This window comes from Mycobacterium sp. (genome assembly GCF_049585075.1).
Classification (GTDB): Bacteria; Actinomycetota; Actinomycetes; order Mycobacteriales; family Mycobacteriaceae; genus Mycobacterium.
Genome location: NZ_JBAUZA010000107.1, coordinates 1 through 19,502, shown reverse-complemented (window position 1 = coordinate 19,502; position 19,502 = coordinate 1). Strand labels below are relative to the sequence as shown.

The window sequence follows — 19,502 nt, the reverse complement described above, 5'->3', positions numbered from 1 at the left end:
GTGCCCAGGTCGACCAGCGTGGTGCCAAGATCTGGCTCACCGGCCAGGACGCGCGCCGCTTCGCCGGGGAACCGCCAGTTACGAATGAGACCCTTTAGGGCACCGATCGCCGGATCACCCGGCTCATCATCGCGAACCGAAAGCCCGTCACGGGTTACCAGCCACAGCCGCGGCGGATTCCCCTTTCCACCGTCGAAGACGGCGTGCGCCGTAGCTGAGATTGCCCCGATCAGTTCCTGGGCGCGTCGAAGCGCGCCGTCGAAGTCGGTACCGTCAAACGACGGCGATCCGAGGAACACGACCACACCTGCGGGCGAAAGCTTTTCATCCACCGCGGTTTTAACGAAGGTCTCCACAACTGCCGACTCATCCGACAATGCGCCAGTGACGACCCGCCTGGTCGGTGAGCTCAGCCGCGCAGCGACGTCGGCCGCGAGCGCCGCTGTGTCGGCGTCGGAATCGGCCAGCAGCAGCCAGCTGCCGCTGGGCACCACGTCGCTATCCGAACCGGTTGGCGACGTCGAACTTTGCACCCACACGGCGTCGAAGATCTTCTGCTCCAACGGCAGCCGCAACGCTTCGACCGGTCGCAGCCGGACGTCGGCGAGCTCCGCGGTGATTGGCCCCGCGTCGTCGATGAGAACGATCCGGCCGCGGTAGTCGCCGGGCGCATGCTCGACCAGATCGGCGTGACACCGGGCGCGGCGCCGGCTTGGACCGAACACCCGGATCGACGCAACCGACACCGGCAGATACGACGTTGAACCGTCCGACGCGTCGGTCGGGATGGCGGCAGCCAGTTGCCGCAACGCCGCATCGAGCAGCACCGGGTGAATGCAGTATTCGGGATGGTCCACAGCGCCGTCGGGCAGCTCGATGTCCTTGCCCGATTCAGTGTCGCGCTGCTCGGCAGGCGCTTTCTGGTCGGCCACTTCGATGTCGGCTACGGCATATCGAGACCACTTGCCGTCGGCCGAACTGGCATGGATCTCAACACGATTCCCGTCGGCGCCGGAAGCGAACTGGGTGGTGACCCGCGTGTGGCCGTCCAGGACAAGTGTCTGCTCGATCTCAAGTCGGTTGACCCCGAGCGCGTCGACGGGCAGGCCAAGGGCCTGGCGGCCCGCGGCCAACGCCATCTCGGTAAAGGCCGCCGCCGACATGACGGTCTGGCCATGGACCTTGTTGTCGGCCAGCCACGGAATCGTCTCGGTTCCGATGTCCGCCTGCCACACATGCTCACGGCCAGAGGGCATTTCAACGTGCACCCCGAGCAACGGGTGCACATCCGGCAGCCGCTGCATGCCGGATTTCTTCTCGACCCAATAGCTGGCATGCAGCCACGGCGACGGCGGAATGTCTGCGCGCCGGACCCCACCAGTCGTCGAGCTCACACCGAGGGTGGCGAGTTGAGTGTGGACCGAAAGCGTTTCGTCGTCGCCGCGCTTCATCGCCGAAGTGACGACAAATCGCTCGCTCGATGGCTCCGAAGCAAGCGTTTCACCGATCGCGTGGGTGAGCAACGGATGCGGGCTGACTTCGACGAAGGTCGCGTGGTCCTGCGCAGCAGCCGCCACTGCCTGGCTGAACCGCACGGGGTTGCGCAGATTGACCACCCAGTAGTCGGCAGCAAACGCCGGTGCCGCGCCGTTGGTTTGACCGACGGTGCTGATCAACGGAATCCGCGGTGCAGCCGGTGCCAAATCGGCCAGCGCAGTACGCAAGGCCGGCAAGATCGGATCGACGGTCGGATGGTGTGAAGCCACATCAACCTCGACGCGCCGGGCCAACAGGCCTTGCGCGTCCACCACCGCGATCACCGCGTCGACCTGCTCGGGCGGTCCGGCGATCACGGTCTGCTGCGGGGCGGCATAGACGGCCACCGTGACGTCTGGGTAGTCCGCGACCAACTTCTCGGCGTCCTCGGCCCCCAACTCCAGCAGCGCCATCGCGCCCTGTCCGGACAACTGCGACATCAACTTCGACCGGGTCGCGATGACTCTGAGTCCATCGGCCGGGCTCAACGCGCCAGCCACGACGGCGGCGGTCACCTCGCCCATCGAATGCCCAATCACCGCATCCGGTTCCACGCCATACGAGCGCCACAACGCGGTCAGCGCCAGCTGCATACCCACCAATACTGGCTGGATACGCTCGATGCCCACCACCGGCTCACCGGAAACAAGTACATCCCGCAGCGAAAACCCCGCCTGCTCAACGAAAGCCGGCTCCAACTCGTCGACCGCCGCGGCAAACGCCGGCTCCTCGGTCAGCAACCGCTGGCCCATGCCCGCCCACTGCGAACCCTGACCCGAATACACAAATACCGTGCCCGGCCCCAGGGCTCGGGTGGCCTGCTCCACAACACCCGGCGCAGGCTCGCCTGCGGCCAACGCCCGCAACCCGGCCACCGCCTGGTCGCGATCACGCGCGCACACCGCCGCGAAGCTCTTGTAACGGGCGCGGTGTTGGTTGAACGTCTCAGCAACATCGGACAACGGGACACCCCTGCCGGCGCCGGCCATCCAGTCGGCCAGCATCGCGGCCACCGGCGCGATCCGGGCGGGAGCCTTGCCCGAGATGACCAAGGTGTTGACTACTGGTTCCGGTTGCAACGCAACAGGTTCCGTGACAGGCGCCTGCTCGACGACCACGTGCGCGTTGGTGCCACTAACCCCAAATGACGACACCCCAGCGCGCCGGGGCCGTCCCACCTCCGGCCACTGCATCCCCTGCGCGGCGATGGTGAATCGCGATGCGCCGGCGCTGGCATTGGGAGTCAACTGCTTGAAGTGCAGATGCGGCGGAATGTAGCCATGGCCAAGGCTCAGCACGGTCTTGATGAACCCGGCGATACCGGCCGAGTTCTCCATATGACCCATGTTGGTCTTCACCGAACCCAGTACCAGCGGGGCCGCACGGTCTTGCTCAGGAAAAACCTGGTTCAGCGCCTCTAGTTCGATCGGATCGCCCAACGCGGTGCCGGTGCCGTGCGCCTCGACGTAGTCGATCTCCGAAGGCTCCAGCCGCGCCGATGCCAGCGCCGCGCGCAGCACCGCCTGCTGGGCCGGGCCGCTGGGCACCGTCTGCCCGCTGCTCGGGCCATCCTGGTTGACGGCCGAACCGCGCACCACGGCCCACACCGAGTCCCCGTCGCGCAGCGCGTCGCTGAGCCGCTTGAGCACGACCACTCCGCAACCCTCGCTGCGGACATAGCCATTGGCGGCTGCGTCAAAGGTCTTGCATTGACCGTCGGGGGCCAGCATTCCCCACCGCGAACAAGCGATGCTGTTTTCCGGACTCATGATCAGGTTGCTTCCGGCGGCCAACGCCTGATCACTTTCCCGCTGGCGCAGGCTTTGGCACGCCAGATGAATGGCGACGAGCGAGGACGAGCACGCGGTATCGAGGACCACCGCCGGGCCGTGCACACCCAGGAAATACGACAACCGCCCCGCGGCGAAGTTGGACGCATTCCCAAACGGGAGATACGGGTCGAATTCTTCTGGGCGCACCCCACCGGCGATGCTTAGCCAGTAGTAGTCGCTGGTCGTCAGACCGACGTAAATCCCGGTCCGCGTGTTGCGAACGGCCTCCGGTGTGACGCCCGCGTTTTCCAATGCCTCCCAAGCGACTTCGAGCAGCAGCCGGTGCTGAGGATCCATCGCGACGGCCTCACGCGGAGAGATCCCGAAGAACTCGGCATCGAATTGATCGGGCTGCCAGGACGTCAGAAAGCCGCCCTCACGATTGCAGATCGTGCCAGGCCGGGTGTGGTCTTCGGAGTAGTACGCGTCGGCGTCCCAGCGGTCCGCAGGGACCCGGACAACGCCGCTCTGTCCATCCTTGAGGAACTGCCAGTACTGCGCGGGGGTATCCACCCCCCCGGGGAGCCGACACGCCATCCCCACCACGGCAATTGGCTCGGTGTCAGCCTTTTCGGCGATCGCCAGGCGTGCAGTCAAATCGTCGATCTTGCGCAGCGCCTCGGTGATGATCGCCCGACGATCCGGCGATGCAGCAGTCATCGCGCTCAACCCAGCCTTTCGGAAAGTTCTTTGAGCAGGTCGTCATCACTGAGGTCTTGATAAGCGTCGACGGTCTCCTGATCGGCAACCTCGACCAGCTCCGGGAGGATCGTGGCCAAGTAGTCGGCGAGCGCCTCCACGGTCGGGTAGTCGAACACCACCGACGCGGGTAGCGACTCGCCCAGGCTGTCGGAAAGGGCACGCTGAAGCGTCACACTCATCAGCGAGTCCATCCCGGACTGGAAGAAACCCATCGACGGATCGAGCAGTTGCGGCGACGCCAACCCCATCGCCGCGACCACCTGCGCAGCGACGTGATCGACCAGCAGGCTGCGCCGGCGCTCCGGTTCGCAGTCCCGCAACGTTTCTCGGAACTCGGTGACCGATGTCGATAACGTGGCCCCCTCGGCCTCGGTGGGCAGCAGCTCGTCCACGATGCGTAGCGCCGCGCGGGTACTGCGGTAGGCCGTCGCGAGCCTGGCCCAGTCTGCGGCGACGATCGTGGAGCGCACCGGGGTGCCGGGACCAGTGACCCACGGCAGCGCCTGGATCGCGACCTCATCGGGCAGAGGCTCGAGACCGGAATCGAGAGTCACCTGCCGTTCGGCATCGGATTGGCTGTCCGACAATGATTTCCAGAGCCCCCAGTTAATTGCGGTGGCCGGAAGTCCAGCCGCTCGGCGGGCGAACGCGAACGTGTCCAGGAATGTCGTGGTGGCCGCATAGTGGGCCAGCCAGCGCGAGCCGGTCACCCCGGAAATCGACGAGAACAGCACAAACTGGTGCACCGGGTGCCGCACGGAGAGCTTATGCAGCAACGCCACCACATCCAGCTTCGGCCGGAACATCGCGGTGACATCGTCATCTGTCATGTCGCGCAAGGTGATCGGCCCACCCGCGAATGCCGCCACGTAGACGCCGCCCAGCGGTGGGAGATCCGCGCCGAAGCGGTCGAACACTGCACTCATCGCGGTTTCATCAGCCGCGTCAGCAGCAACCGTAACCAAGGTGGTGCCGGTCGCCGACAGTTCGGCAGCTAACTCGTCCAAGAGTGAACCGGGATTGCGGGACACCGCGACGACGGTGCCGGCACCGGCGGCTGCGAGTTGCCGGATCAGATACGGCCCGATGTTCCCGGTTGCGCCGATGACCAGATAGCTGCTGTCGCTGTCCAATTCAGCCGGGGCCGCCGTCGGCAGGTGACGGCTTTGCAGTCGTGGGACACGACGAATGCCAGCCCGGTATACGACCTGATCCTCTCCGTCGCCGCCGTGAGCCTCGTCGGCCACATATCGGGCGGCCAAGCCGGCGGGCACCGATTCGTCGACATCGATGATGCCGCCCCAGATTTCGGGATGCTCCAGTGCCAGCGTGCGACCCAATCCCCATAGCACCGCGTGGCCGGGGTTGGCTCGATCGCCCTCATCGACAGGCTGGGCATTGCGAGTGAGCAGGAACAGCCGTGGCCCCACCCCCATCTCGGTCACCGCTGCGGTCAGCTTCCGCGCAGCGTTGAACAAGGCATATCCCGATTCGGCGTCGAAATGGTCAGAAAGCGCAGGGGGCCCGTAGAGCACATGGGTGGCTCCGGCGAGGGCGTCGGTGATCGCTTCAACCTCGCCAGCTTCGGCCAGCAGCGACGCGGGTAGCACCGTCACGTCAGACCCGTCACCGAGAACATGGCCGAGTTCGGCGCCAAGCTCCGAATCGGTGATCACCATCCACGAACTATCCGCGTCTGCCCGCTCTGCGGACAATGCCCGCGCCGGCCAGTCCAGCTGGCTGTACCACTGCGGCGGAATCGGTCCATCGACAACCTGGCCGTTCGAAATGCCGGCATGCACAACATGTTTGACCGGAGCCGATCGCCTAACCGTGGTCCAGTGTTTGCTGTGGTGCCAAGGGGTGCTGGGCAGTACCGGTGCCGGTTCCGCCGGGTGGTGCGTCTCCGGCGGCTGGCTGGTGTGGACGGCGTTGACGTTGGTATGGAAAGTGACCGTGTCATCACCGTCGCGCCACAACGTCCCGACCGCGTGGTGATGGGTCACCGATTCCAGCGTGTCGGTGACGGCGTGGGTCAAGATCGGGTGAGCGCTGACCTCGACGAAGGTGCCGTGGTCTTCGGCGGCCGCGGTAATGGCCTGGGTCAGCAACGCCGGCTGGCGCACATTGGCCACCCAGTACTCGGCATCCAACACCGGCGACGTGGTGCCTTCCACGACGGTCGAAATGAATGGAATCGTCGGCATCGAGGGCACCAGATCCGCCAGCGCCGAGCGCAGCTCAGGCAAGATCGGATCCATCAACGCGGTATGCGAGGCGACCTCCATGTTGACCCGACGCGCGAACTTGTTCTGCGCGCTCACCGCGGCGATCACCGCATCGACCGGAGCCACCGGCCCAGCGATCACCGTCTGCTGCGGTGAGACATAGCCCGCCACACTGACATTGGGATAGTCGGCAATCAACGCCGCGGTAGTCTCGGCGTCCAGTTTGAGTAGTCCTACCGCACCTTGCCCCGCGAGCTGCGACATCAGCCGCGAGCGGATAGCGATCACCCGCAGTCCGTCGGCCACCGTCAGCGCACCGGCCACCACCGCCGCGGTGACTTCACCCATCGAATGACCGATCACGGCGTCCGGGTGCACGCCATACGAGCGCCACAATTCGGTCAGGGCAAGTTGCAAACCCATCAGCACCGGTTGCACTTGCGCATCGCCGCTCACCGGCTCGCCACCAGCGATCACTTGTTGCAGCGAAAACCCAACGTGGGAAACGAAATCGTGCTCCAGATCGGCGATGGCCTCGGCGAACACCGGCTCGTCGGCAAGCAATTGGCGGCCCATGCCCGCCCAATGCGAGCCCTGACCCGAGTACACGAACACCGTGCCGGGATTGCACGGGCCGTCGTGCGGACCCACGACTCCCTCGGCATGCCGACCGTCGGCCAGCGCTTGCAGACCGGTGATCGCGCCAGCGCGATCGCGGGCGCAAACCGTGGCGAAGTGAGCGTGTCGTTCTCGGTGGTGATTGAGCGCGTGGGCCACATCGGCCAACCGAACTGCGGAACCCGCGTCGCCCATCCACGCGGCCAGCGCCCCGGCCATCGATGCGATCCGCTCGGGCGTCTTGGCCGACACCACCAAAGTGGTCGCAACCGGATCGGTTTCACGCAGAACCGGTACTGCCGCAGGAGCCTGCTCGATCACCGCATGCGCATTGGTGCCGCCGAACCCGAACGACGACACACCAGCCCGTCGTGGGTGCGGCGTGTGAGGCCAATTCCGTTGTTCGGCAACCACTTTCAGGCGCAACTGGTCGAACGGGATGTGCGGGTTCGGGTTGTGGAAGTGCAAATTCGCGGGAATACTCGCCCGCTGCACCGCGAGCACAGCCTTGATCAGACCCGCCATCCCAGCAGCTGCCTCGAGATGACCGAGGTTCGACTTCGCCGTACCGATCAACAAAGGCGACTGCTCCGGACGGCCCTTGCCCAAAACGGTGCCGAGCGCACGCGCCTCGATGGGATCCCCAAGCAGAGTCCCCGTGCCATGGGCCTCGACATAATCCACTTCATGCGGCGGCACTCCCGCATTGGCGTACGCCGCGCGCAGCACTGCCATCTGGGCGGCGGGATTCGGGGCCAACAGGCCGTTGGACCGACCGTCCTGGTTGACGGCAGAACCCCGCACCAACGCCAGTACCCGGTCTCCGTCGTGCAATGCATCGCTGAGTCGCTTGAGCACCACGACACCGCAGCCCTCGCCACGGACGAACCCATCGGCATCCGCGTCGAACGCATGGCACGCACCGGTTGGCGACAGTGCACCGGTTTGGTCAAACGCACGAAAGACGCCGGGCGCCAACAGCAAATTCACGCCAGCCGCAAGCGCCACATCCGAATCCCCGATCCGCAAGCTCTGGCACGCCAAGTGCAAAGCGACGATCGACGATGAACAAGCAGTATCAACCGTCAACGACGGTCCACGTAGATCCAGGAAGTACGACAGCCGATTGGCGATGATGCTCAGCGCGCCGCCGGCATTACTCCACGCGTCGACGCCGGGAAGATCGAGGCCTGCGAGGTATCCGTAGTCGGTGTAGCACGCGCCGGCGAAGACCCCGGTCGGCGAGCGCCGCAGCGAACTCGGCGGAATTCCGGCGTGTTCCAATGCCTCCCACGCGACTTCCAGTAGCAGACGCTGCTGGGGGTCCATCTTGACGGCTTCGCGGCTTGAGATTTCAAAGAAATCCGCGTCAAAGTCGTCGACGTCGGCTAAGAACGATCCCGAACGAGTGGTGCGGGCCAACGCCGCCGCGACCTCAGGGGAGCCGTCTTCGAAGGGCGCCCACCGTTCCGGCGGCAGCTCTCCCACCGCGGACCGACCTTCACTCAAGAACTGCCAGTAGTCCTCCGGTCCGTGGATGCCACCGGGGAATCGGCATCCCAGGCCGATGATCGCGATTGGCTCGTCCAGGCGGCTTCGATGCTCGGACTCGAGGGTCGGCTCGGCGTCGGATTGCGACCCGCTGAGGAACTGCGCCAAGTCGGCGATCGACGGGTGCTCCCAGAACTCCACCGGCGAAACTTTCCGGCCGAGCAGCTCGGAGAGCTCACCGGAGAGCACGACCGCGTCGCGCGAGCCCAAACCAAGATCGCTCATCGACGCGTCAAAATCGATCTCGTAGGGACTGCAGCCGACGTTGGTCACGAGGTAGTCGGCCAGCCAGTGCCGAAGGGTCTCTTCGTCGAAAGGCGAGGTCATATCAGATACCCCTCTCACTCCCAGCCGGCGCCGACTCCACGCTGTCGAACAGGTCGTCCAAAACGCTGCTGTCCGCGCCGCTCAGCGCGTCAACGTCGTTGTCCGAATCTGTCTGCGGTAGAAGCTTCTTGGCGAGATGCTCGGCTAACGTAACGATTGTCGGATAGTTGAAAAGCATGGTCGCTGACAGCTCGATACCGACGAACTGCTCGGTGTCTCGGCGAACCGACATTGCCATCACCGAGTTGAGGCCCAGCTCCGCAAACGGAAGGTCCAGTGCGAGCTCGGCTTCCGGCATTTGTAGCTCACGGGCAAGGATGGTTCGCAGCCCGGCCTCGAGTTCGCGCAGGACCTCTTCGGCGGGCATTTCCGACCATCTCGGCGATATCGCCGGCGCCTCGTCCGCCTCCGGCGCGTCCGACGAAGGCAGTGGGGCCATCACGGCTTGAGCGACGTCGTAGCGCTCCAGGTACTCCCAGGCAGTGAAGGCTTCGTCCGGGGTGACGGGCCGGGAGCCCAACCGTTCGAGTTCCTGCATCGCGATTTGGGCGTCCGTGCCGAACCCGAGTCCCCGCCAGACCACCCAATCCAAGCTGACAGTGTGGCAGCCCTGGCGGTGACGCGCGTGGGCCAGCCCGTCCAGGTAGGCATTGGCCGCGGCGTAGGCGCCCTGCCCAGGGACACCGAACACCGCCCCGGCCGCGGCAGTCATGAACAAGAAGTCGAGGCTACCGGGCGGGAAAACCTCGTGCAACGCCTGCGCACCGGCGATTTTCGGCGACATGGTGTGCCGAAGGCGGTTCTCGGTGACCTCGGTCAGGAGTTGGGCGTCGGTGATTCCGGCAGCGTGGACGACACCTCGGATCGGCGGGGCGCCGTCGGCGTCCCGCTTGGCAACGAGATCCCGCATCGCATCAGGCGAACCCACGTCAAGGGCCAGCGCATCGACCGAGACCCCACGCGATTCCAGCGCGCGGATTACGGCGATCTTGCGCCTCGCGTCGGCGTCAGCGATGTCGTCGTCCCAGTCACGACGTGGTGGCAGCGGCGTGCGGCCGGCCAGTATCACACGATGCGCGCCACGATCCGCGAGCCAACCCGCGATCAGCAGACCGAGCGCACCCATGCCGCCGGTGATCAGGTATGTCGCATCCGGGCGGCATCGCAGCGGCTCGCGGACCGGCTCGCCGGAGACCGGCGCCAGCACCTGCGTGAGGAATTCGCCGTCGCGCAGGGCCAGGATGGACTTGGCCGGCGTCCGCAGGATCGTGGATAGCGGCGCTACCCAATCAACGGGGTTTGCCTCCTCCGGCACGTCGATCAGGCCGCCCCACAGCTGCGGCTGCTCGGCCCGGATGACCCCCGCGGTCCCCCACAGGCAACTTTGCCGCACCGCCGCGCCGGAAGAACCCTCCCGAACGCCGCGGGTGACGATCCACAACGTGACCGGCTGGTCATCGTCGCGCTCGGCGAGCCCTCGGACCAGATCGGCGACTTCGGTCGACAGTCGAACCGCGCAGTCGAGATCGGTGTTGTCCGAAGCGGATTCGGCTACATACAGCACATAGCGCGCCTCGGCGGCGTCGGACCATGGGTAACCAGCATCGGCCAGCCGCTCACACAAAGTGCCGACAATGCTGTCATCGCCCAACACCGCGATGGTGGCCAATCCATCTGATGAGTCGGCACCACCCTCGACCTGGAAGGGCTGCCAATCGATCGTGTGCACCATCGTCGACGGGTCGTCGTTGGCCGACCCCGCCATATTCGAGTCCACCACTGCGTAGCGAAGTCCCTGGACTTCGATGCAGGTGCTGCCGTCCGGCGCCGTTACCGCAACGTCGACGATCAGCTCTTCGTCGGTGCCGCCGCGCCGATGCACCTCGATGTGTCCGTGCTGCTCAACAAGTTCGGCTTCAAACCGGACACTTGATGCCGTAGCCGGAATCATCAGCCGCGGATTGGTGCTGTCCAGCAGCCGGGCGAGGTGGATGGCGGCATCGAGCAGCGCGGCCGCCGAGGGTTTGGACAGCTCGACCTCGGCATCCAGCCGATCGGCCGACGACCGGCAGGAGCGGACCAACCACTCGAACGGCCGCCCTTCGCTGCCCCACGTCCGCCACAGCGACGTAACCGACTCGTCGACGAACTCGGTGTCTGCCGTGTTAACGGCGTGCAGGGACTGGCGTGCCGCCGCCTGGTCAGGCAGCTCGCGAGAGATTCTGGCGTGGCAGTGCTTGACCCAACGTTGCGCGGTGCCCTCGGCGCCGGAACTCGCGGAACTGGACGACACCGTGACCGACTCGCCGTCGGCAACCACCTGGACCACCCGCGGTTCGCCGACGACGATCGGATACTCGAATCGGACGTCGGAGGTTACCGATGCGCCATATTCAGCGGCTGCGGCCGAAAGCGTCTGCAACAGAACCGATATCGGAACTATCTCGACACCATTGTTGTGATGAGATCCCGGATACGGCTTGTTGGCGGGGGTGAGCCGCGCCTGCCACAGATGCGTTGGCTGTGTGGTGGCGACCGCGATGTGCTCACCGAGCACGGTGCCGGGCTTGGGCGCGGATTCGGCTGCTTTGACGTAATTCTCGGCGCTGATCCAGTGCTGAGTGTGGTGCCAGGGCGCACTGGGCAGCACCGGATGCGGCTCGGGCGGATGCGGCACCTGCGGGGGACGGAAGACACAAGTGCTGTTGAAGTTGGTGTGGAAGCTGACCGTGTCATCGCCATCGCGCGACAGCGTCCCGATGCTGTGATGATGAGTGGATTCAAGCGTTTCGGTCACGGCGTGCGCCAGCGTGGGATGTGGGCTGACTTCGATGAAAGTCGCGTGCTGCTCGGCCGCGGTGGCGATGGCTTGGCGTAGCCGCACCGGCTGACGCACATTGGCGACCCAGTACTGCGCATCCAAGGGTGGCAGCGCGGCATCTCCACCATCGACGATGGTGGAGATGAAGGGAATCGTCGGTACCTTGGGCGCCAGATCCGAAAGCGCCGAACGCAATTCGGGCAGGATGGGATCCATCAGCGCGGTATGCGAGGCGACTTCCATATTCACTCGCTTCGCGAATCGTTCTTGTGCCGTTACCGCGGCGATCACCGCATCAACCTGCGCCACCGACCCGGCGACAACGGTCTGGCGCGGCGAGAGGTAGCCCGCCAAACTCACTTCGGGATAGTCGGCGATCAGCTTTTCGGCTGCGTCAGCGTCGAACTCCAGCAGCGCCACCGCACCTTGGCCGGCCAGCCGCGACATCAACCGCGACCGGATCGCGATCACACGCAGCCCCTCGGCCAGGCTCAGCGCCCCGGCAACTACCGCCGCGGTCACCTCCCCCATCGAATGCCCAATCACCGCATCGGGTTCCACGCCATAGGAGCGCCACAACGCCGTCAACGCCAACTGCAAACCCATCAACACCGGCTGCACCCGCGCGTCGCCGGCCACCGGCTGGCCCTCAGCGAGCACCTGCCGTAGCGAAAATCCGACGTGCTCGACGAATAACGGCTCCAACTCATCCACCGCCGCGGCGAAAGTCGGCTCATCCGTTAACAATTGCCGGCCCATGCCTGCCCACTGCGAGCCTTGACCCGAATACACGAAGACGGTGCCCGGCTTGCACAACCCGTCGTGGGCGCCCACCACGCCGACCGCTGATTCACCGGTCGCCAATGCCTGCAGGCCGGCCACGGCCTGAGCACGGTCGCGCGCGCAGACCGTCGCGAAAACCTTGTGGTGGGTGCGGTGATGGTTGAGGGTATGGGCGACATCAGGCAGAGAAACGTCGGCGCCGTCGGCGATCATCCACTCGGCGAGCATCGCGGCAGTCGACGCGATGCGCGCGCGGGTCTTGCCCGAGATCACCAAGGTGGTCAGCACCGGTTCTGGTTCCGCGGCCACCGGCTCAGCGGCCGGGGCCTCCTCGATCACCACGTGCGCGTTGGTTCCACTGACGCCGAACGACGAAACCCCCGCCCGTCGGGCGCGCCCCACACCCGGCCATTGCATGCCCTGATCGGCGATTGTGAACCGGGAAGCGCCCTCAACCGCGTTCGGAGTCAGCTGCTTGAAGTGCAGGTGCCGGGGAATGTAGCCATGCTGCACGGTCAACACAGTCTTGATAAACCCGGCGATCCCGGCCGCTGATTCCAGATGACCCAGGTTTGTCTTCACCGAACCCAACACCAGCGGCGCCGAGCCATTCCGCTCGCCGAAGATGTTGCTCAACGCGCCCAGTTCGATCGGATCACCCAACGCGGTGCCGGTGCCGTGCGCCTCGATGTAGTCAATCTCCCAAGGCTCCAACCGTGCGGCCGCCAACGCGGCACGCACGACGGCTTGCTGGGCCGGTCCACTGGGCACCGTCTGCCCGCTGCTGGGACCATCCTGGTTGACCGCCGAACCGCGCACCACTGCCCACACCGAATCCCCGTCGCGCAGCGCATCGCTGAGCCGCTTGAGCACGACTACTCCGCAACCCTCGCTGCGGACATAGCCGTCGGCATCTGCGTCGAAGGTTTTGCATCGGCCGTCAGGAGCCAACATCCCCCACCGCGAGGTGGCGACGCTGTTTTCCGGACTCAGCATCAGGTTGACCCCGGCGGCCAACGCCTGGTCGCTTTCCCGTCGGCGCAGGCTTTGGCATGCTAAATGAATGCTGACCAGCGAGGACGAGCATGCGGTGTCGACTACGACAGCCGGGCCGTGCACACCCAGGAAATAGGACAACCGACCCGCGGCGAAGTTCGCCGCGTTCCCGAACGGGATGTGTGGGTCGACCTGGTCTCGCGGCAACCTGCCTGCCAGGGTCAGCGTGTAGTCGTAGGTGGTCATTCCGACGAAGACGGAGGTTTGCGTGCCGCGGATCATCTGTGCGGTGATGCCCGCGTTTTCTAATGCCTCCCAGCTGACTTCGAGCAACAGCCGCTGCTGAGGATCCATTGCGGCTGCCTCGCGCGGCGAGATCCCGAAGAACTCAGCGTCGAATTCGTCGGGTCGCCACGACGTGAGGAATCCGCCCTCTGGGCAGCAGATCGTCCCCGGCACGGAGTGGTCGTCGGAGTAGAACGCGTCGGCGTCCCAACGCTCCGCGGGCACCCGCACGATGCCGCTGGCGCCGTCTTGCAGCAACCGCCAGTACTGGGTTGTGCTATTCGCCCCACCCGGAAAACGGCAGCCCATCCCGACCACGGCGATCGGCTCGGTGTCGCCCTTTTGAGCAATTTCCAGCTGGGCGGTCAGATCATCGATCTTGCGCAACGCCTCAGTGATGATCGCACGACGATCCGGCGGCGCACCAGTCATCGCGCTCCCCCCAATCTGCCAGAAAGCTCTGCGAGGTAATCAGCCCCGCCCACAGATGTCATCCGGTCTTGTTCCGGCTCCCGGCGCGCTCCCGTAGCACAGCGGGTACAAAAGATTCGGTTGATGGCATTGGCTTTACTCTCGCTGAGTGTAAAGCCGTCTGAACACCACTAGTCAGGCGGCTCGGCAGCATTTGCCGAGCCGCGTCATGCGGTGGAATCCAAACGGCTGAACTCGTCCTGCCGGTAAACCTCGAGACACGAGGAACGGCGGATCTTGCCGCTAGTGGTGATCGGAATCGAGCCGGGCGGCACCAGGACGAGATCGGCCACCCGCAACCCGTGCGACTTGGAAATCGCAGACGTCACTTGCGCTCTCACGGTACGAAGCCGCTGTTGCAGCTCTTCGTCGGAGTTACCCCGGTTCTTCATCTCCGCGATCACGACTAGCCGCTCGGTGCGATCGTCGGGGATCGAGATCGCCGCGACACGGCCCCCGCTGATCTCCTGAGTCGTGGCCTCGATGTCGTCGGGATAGTGATTACGCCCATCCACGATCAGAAGATCCTTGATGCGGCCGATGATGAACAGCTCGCCGTCGTAGATGACGCCCAAATCTCCGGTACGAAGCCAGGACCCCAGCGGCGTGCCGGGCGAGGGATCGATCAACTGTCCGCCGAAAGTCCGCTGCGACTGTTGCGGCTTGCGCCAGTAGCCGTTGGCGATGTTGTCGCCGTGCAGCCAGATCTCGCCGACCATGCCGGCCGGATTCTCTACGCGGGTGTCCGGATCGACGATCCGGATAGTGGACGCCCGCGGCGTACCGACACTGACCAGCTCGACGCCGCTGCCGTTGTCGCAGGCCTCCGCGTGGCCGGCGGACAGCTTCTCGTAGTCGAAGTTGGCGATCGTCGGGGGCCGCCCCGGACCCGATGACGCCACGTACACCATCGCCTCGGCCAGACCGTAGGACGGCTTCAGCGCGGTCGCCGGAAAGTTGAATTTCGCAAAGCGATCGAGGAAACGCCGGATCGTCGCGGCGTGCACCCGCTCGCTACCGGACAGAACGGTGTGCACGTCCGACAGGTCGAGCCCCTCCATGTCGGCGTCGGTTGTCCGGCGCGCGGCCAGTTCGAAAGCGAAGTTCGGCACTGCCGTGAAGACGCAGGAGTTTTTGGCCAACTGCTGCATCCACCGGGAGGGCCGCTGCAGGAATGCCATCGGGCTCATCAGCACCGAATGGAGTCCGATGGTCAGCGCACCAGTGACCCCAAGGAGCAAACCCATGTCGTGATACGTGGGCAGCCACGACACCAGCGTGAGGTCCGCAGGTGGAAGTTTGCCGTCGGCCTCGAAATAGTCGGCAACGACCTGTTCGAAGTTCGCGAAAACGTTCTTGTGGGTCACCACCACGGCAGCCGGCGAACGGGTCGAGCCGGAGGTGTACTGCAGCACAGCGATTTTGGCAGGTGGCCGGCTGCCCGACTGGAAGGGCGGCTCGGCGTCGAGATCAAGTGCGTCGATCTCGATAACGGCTGGGGGCGTGCCGGGAAGCGCACGAGCACACGAGACAACGTCGCCGACGACAGCCGATGTCGTCAGTAGCGCCGACGGCGCGCTGTCTTGCAGAGCCGCGGAGGCACGTTCGTCATGCGCGCCGAACTGCGGCACGGGCAACGGCACTGCGACGCAACCGGCTTCCATCGCCGCGTAGAAGCCGACCATGAATTCCAGGCCCTGCGGCGTCAGGATTGCCACCCGATCCCCAGGCGACGTGCAGGTCGCGATTTCGCCAGCGACCACCTGGACGCGCTGGTAAAGCTGCGACCAGGTCAAGGTTTGAACGTATCCGGCAGGGTCGATCTCGTAGTCGATGAACGTGTAGGCAGGCTTATCCGGCCGTTGCCGGTTTCTTTCCCGCAACGCTGCGGGAATCGAAGCTTCGGTCACCGCCATCGGGACACCACCCCTCTAGATTTTCAGCCCCGAACACCAAACGACGTAGGGCGCTTGTGATGCAGGAGATTAACAGGGCCGCCGCACTTCTCGGACCAAAAATCCAAGAATGTAATACGCGCGACAAACAGGAGCTGGGCGACGCCTGCGTGCTAGATCAGACCATAGGTTTGCTAAGCAGTCAAACTCTGGCGCGCCATCGCTGGTCGTCCGGCGTTGCGCGCGATCGGGCCTTCGCCGTTCGCGTGATCTGCATACGCCGGTCTGTTGTTGACAAAATCGCCGTAATCACCGCCAGCGGTTGATTTTTTCGCACAGGTTGTGCGATGGCGTGCTAGCGCAGGAGGACCGCGGTCCGTGCCGCGGCCGATCACCGTGCCGGACTGCGCCTGTGCCGACTGCGCTGTTTGCTGAGGGCTGCCCGGCAGTGTTGGGGCTGGTGCACATGTTGCAGGCGTTGAAACATGCCGCGCCGCGATATCGTCGCGCCTTCGCAGCAAAATTCGCACCGATTTCAACCTGCCGTCTTGTCCAATTTATTGGTTGCGCGGTCCAATTTATCAGCCGCACAAGGCTTCTGTGCGCTATTAGTCATGATCGTAATAGCGTTGGACGAAATGACGGTGCCGTCAGAATTCGTTAACGGGCAGCCCTCGACCCGCTCGCGACCAGCGCGGTCCGGCCCACAGCGGTCAACCGCGGCAGTACGCGACGACCTTGCTCTCGATCTGACTGACCAACTCAGGGATGTGGTCATTGAGGTAGAAGTGATGGCCGGGGAAGACCTGCACGCTGAACTCTGACGTGGTTCGCTCCGACCAGGGTGACACCTTGTCGTCGGTGGCGACGTCGTCGTCGTCGCCACGGAAGGCGAAGATCGGGCACGACACCGTCGCCTCCGGCGGGCAGTCGTACTTCGAGATGGCCTTGAGTCCGCGCAGCGTCGGCAAGATCTTGGCGGCGAATTCTTCGTTCTCCAGGAACTCGGGATTCACGCCGGTCATCTGGCTGACGGCATCGAGCAGGCCGCGATCGGATTCCGGGATGTGTTCGTAGCCGACGCGGCCGGGCGCCGCACAGGAGGATACAAACAGGCCAGCGATCGGGCTTCCCGCCAGTTCGAACCGCCGGGCGACCTCGAATGCCAGCAACCCGCCCATGCTGTGGCCGAAGAACGCCACCTTCGCGCCGGAAGGATCCGGCGGTGGCACCATCCGGCAAACTTTGTCTGCAAGGTCGGAAATGCTGGTAAAAGACCCGAGATCGTGCGTACCTGCACGTCCTGGGTATCGGACCGCAATGCGTTTGATGTCGCTGGAAAAGGCTTTGGCAAACGGAACGTAATATTCGGCGGATCCGCCGGCATGCGGAAAGATGTACAGCGTCGGCGGGCCCTCGGTCACGCGGCAACGATACAGTCCGGGCTCGCGCCATCCCGGCAGCGGATCGCCGGCAACGTCGGCTGCCAACTCGTTAGGCCTCCGATGCGCGACCGGCCCCGCGCGAGGGTTCAACTCGCGGAACAAACGCCGTCGTTAACGCATCCTTTCGTGCGGACATCGTTTCTTCGATTTGTATTCCGCCGGAGGCAAAAAAAGCATACGATTTGTCAGCCATGATGCGTGGCAGTTGCTTTTGGGGAGGCAATCCAACGCCCGGCCTGAAGTAGCATCTAACTTCAGTGCTGGCGGGGTCCTTGGAGGAGGTCAAAGGTGTCGTTCGTAACTACTCAACCAGATGTTTTGTCAGGGGCTGCAAGCAGCCTGTCCGGTCTCGGTGATGCGATGGTGGCCCGGAATGCGGCTGCTGCGGCACCGACGACGGGGTTGGCCCCGGCCGCCTCCGACATTGTGTCGGCGATGACGGCCGCCCAATTCGGTCAGCAGGGCCTGGCCTATCAGCAGCTCGCCGCCCAAGCCGCTGAGGTACACGAGCAGTTGGTGGCCGCATTGCGCTCCGGAGGCAGTGCCTATGAGCTGACCGAGATAACGAACGCGGCTAGCTCGGCGCTGTCCGGGTAAACAGGGCCTAGTCGATGAGTTTTTCGCTGATTCCCCCGGAAATCAATTCCGCCCTGATGTTTTCCGGGGCGGGGTCAGGCCCGCTGTTGGAGGCCGCGACGGCCTGGAATGCGTTATCTGCCGATCTGGAGAGCACCGCAACCCAGTATCAGACGCTGATCACCAATCTGACCACCGGCCCGTGGCTAGGCCCGTCTGCGGCGCGGATGGCCGCGGCCACTGCCCCCTACATCGCGTGGCTGCAAGGCACCGCGGCCACAGCCGCTCAGACCGGGAGCCAGGCCCAGGTGGCCGCCACCGCCTATCAGAGCGCCTACTCGTCGATGGTTCCTCTGCCGGAGATCGCCGCTAACCGGGCGTTGTTGGCCCAGTTGGTAGCCAACAATTTCCTGGGCCAAAACACCGGGGCGATCGCCACCACCGAGGCGAACTACCTGGACATGTGGATCCAGGACGCGCTGGTTATGGACACCTATCAGCTGAACTCCAAGGCGGCCAGCACCTTGCCCGCACAGACGGCCGCACCCCAGGTGGCCAGCGGCGCGCTGCCCGCAGCGGCCACCGCGGCGGGAGCCGTTCCGGCCGACGCGACCAGCAGCGTGCTCATTCAGCTGCTGCTCGACGTTGCGGACCTCTTTGGCTACACGGGGACCGCTGGGCCGGCCACCTTGGGTGCCGGGGATATCGCGAGCTGGCTCGGATTGGTGGCTACCGGCGTCGCGACCAATCCCAGTGCCGCGCTGCTTCCGGTGCAGGCCAGCTACTACATGGGCATGCTGGCTAGCACGCCCGCGCGTATGTTCATGAGCTCGGGCTCCTCGGGCGGCAGTGGTGGCGTCAGCGGCTCGACTCTGGCCAGCATGGGCGACTCGCTGCTGGAGAACGTCGGTAAATTCATCGACGGCAAGCTCGTTGCCGTGACGGCCGGCGTGGGCAACCAGCTGCAGTCGTGGGGATCCTCGGTGGCCGCGCAGCTGGCCGGAGCTCAACACCTGGGCGGGCTGTCAGTGCCCAACGCCTGGCACGGCATGGCCCCGGAGATGGCTCGCGCCGCCCCGCTGATGCCCGACACCAGCGTCGCCGCCCCGAGCATGACAGCCGGCCTGCCCAGCAGCCCGTTCGCCCAGGGTTTGATGGGCGCGCTGGCCGGACGCGGTGTGAGCGGCCTGGGCTCCCGGGTGGCCGCCAAAGTCATGCCTCGCTCACCGGCCGGCGGGTAACAAGCAACCACCACAGGAATATGACCTCTAGTTAAGGAGAAAGAATTATGCCTACGCGTTTTATGACCGACCCGCATGAGATGCGGGCGATGGCGGGCCGTTTTGATGTGCACGCCCAAACCGTTGAGGACGAGGCCCGCAAGATGTGGGCGTCGAGCCAAAACATCGCCGGTGCCGGCTGGAGTGGTACCGCCC

8 protein-coding genes are annotated in these 19,502 nt (G+C 65.0%); 3 read left to right on the top strand and 5 right to left on the bottom strand.

Going from position 1 to position 19,502, the window contains the following annotated elements; all coding sequences use genetic code 11:
* From WB785_RS04955 to WB785_RS04935, 5 genes are all read right to left on the bottom strand, one after another.
* Window positions 1-4,028: type I polyketide synthase (locus tag WB785_RS04955; protein ID WP_424077582.1), on the bottom strand; the 4,028-nt coding region annotated here is incomplete at its 3' end.
* 5 nt (window positions 4,029-4,033) lie between these two features.
* Window positions 4,034-8,794: an SDR family NAD(P)-dependent oxidoreductase gene (locus WB785_RS04950; RefSeq protein ID WP_424077581.1), complete on the bottom strand. Its 4,761-nt coding sequence runs from the start codon at window positions 8,792-8,794 to the stop codon at window positions 4,034-4,036.
* A 1-nt stretch (window position 8,795) separates the two neighbouring features.
* Window positions 8,796-14,111: a type I polyketide synthase gene (locus tag WB785_RS04945; protein WP_424077580.1), complete on the bottom strand. Its 5,316-nt coding sequence runs from the start codon at window positions 14,109-14,111 to the stop codon at window positions 8,796-8,798.
* Window positions 14,112-14,317: 206 nt separating this feature from the next.
* On the bottom strand, window positions 14,318-16,066 hold the full coding sequence (locus WB785_RS04940; RefSeq protein WP_424077579.1) for an AMP-binding protein: 1,749 nt from the start codon (window positions 16,064-16,066) through the stop codon (window positions 14,318-14,320).
* Window positions 16,067-16,758: 692 nt separating this feature from the next.
* On the bottom strand, window positions 16,759-17,469 hold the full coding sequence (locus tag WB785_RS04935; protein WP_424077577.1) for a thioesterase II family protein: 711 nt from the start codon (window positions 17,467-17,469) through the stop codon (window positions 16,759-16,761).
* A gap of 309 nt (window positions 17,470-17,778) precedes the next feature.
* On the opposite strand from WB785_RS04935, the gene WB785_RS04930 reads away from it, so the two are divergent.
* The 3 genes from WB785_RS04930 to WB785_RS04920 all read left to right on the top strand — a co-directional run.
* The gene (locus tag WB785_RS04930; RefSeq protein WP_424077575.1) at window positions 17,779-18,087 is read left to right on the top strand and encodes a PE family protein; all 309 of its coding nucleotides are present in this window, start codon (window positions 17,779-17,781) and stop codon (window positions 18,085-18,087) included.
* A 14-nt stretch (window positions 18,088-18,101) separates the two neighbouring features.
* The gene (locus WB785_RS04925) at window positions 18,102-19,307 is read left to right on the top strand and encodes a PPE family protein (RefSeq protein ID WP_424077574.1); all 1,206 of its coding nucleotides are present in this window, start codon (window positions 18,102-18,104) and stop codon (window positions 19,305-19,307) included.
* 47 nt (window positions 19,308-19,354) lie between these two features.
* Window positions 19,355-19,502, top strand: a 148-nt coding sequence (locus tag WB785_RS04920; protein WP_424077583.1) for a WXG100 family type VII secretion target, incomplete at its 3' end; no start/stop codon positions are given.

What these genes read in the sequence shown, in the direction of transcription:
- WB785_RS04950 (WP_424077581.1), bottom strand. Translation starts at nt 8,794, where the DNA reads ATGACCTCGCCTTTCGACGAAGAGACCCTTCGGCACTGGCTGGCCGAC.
- WB785_RS04945 (WP_424077580.1), bottom strand. Translation starts at nt 14,111, where the DNA reads ATGACTGGTGCGCCGCCGGATCGTCGTGCGATCATCACTGAGGCGTTG.
- WB785_RS04940 (WP_424077579.1), bottom strand. Translation starts at nt 16,066, where the DNA reads ATGGCGGTGACCGAAGCTTCGATTCCCGCAGCGTTGCGGGAAAGAAAC.
- WB785_RS04925 (WP_424077574.1), top strand. Translation starts at nt 18,102, where the DNA reads ATGAGTTTTTCGCTGATTCCCCCGGAAATCAATTCCGCCCTGATGTTT.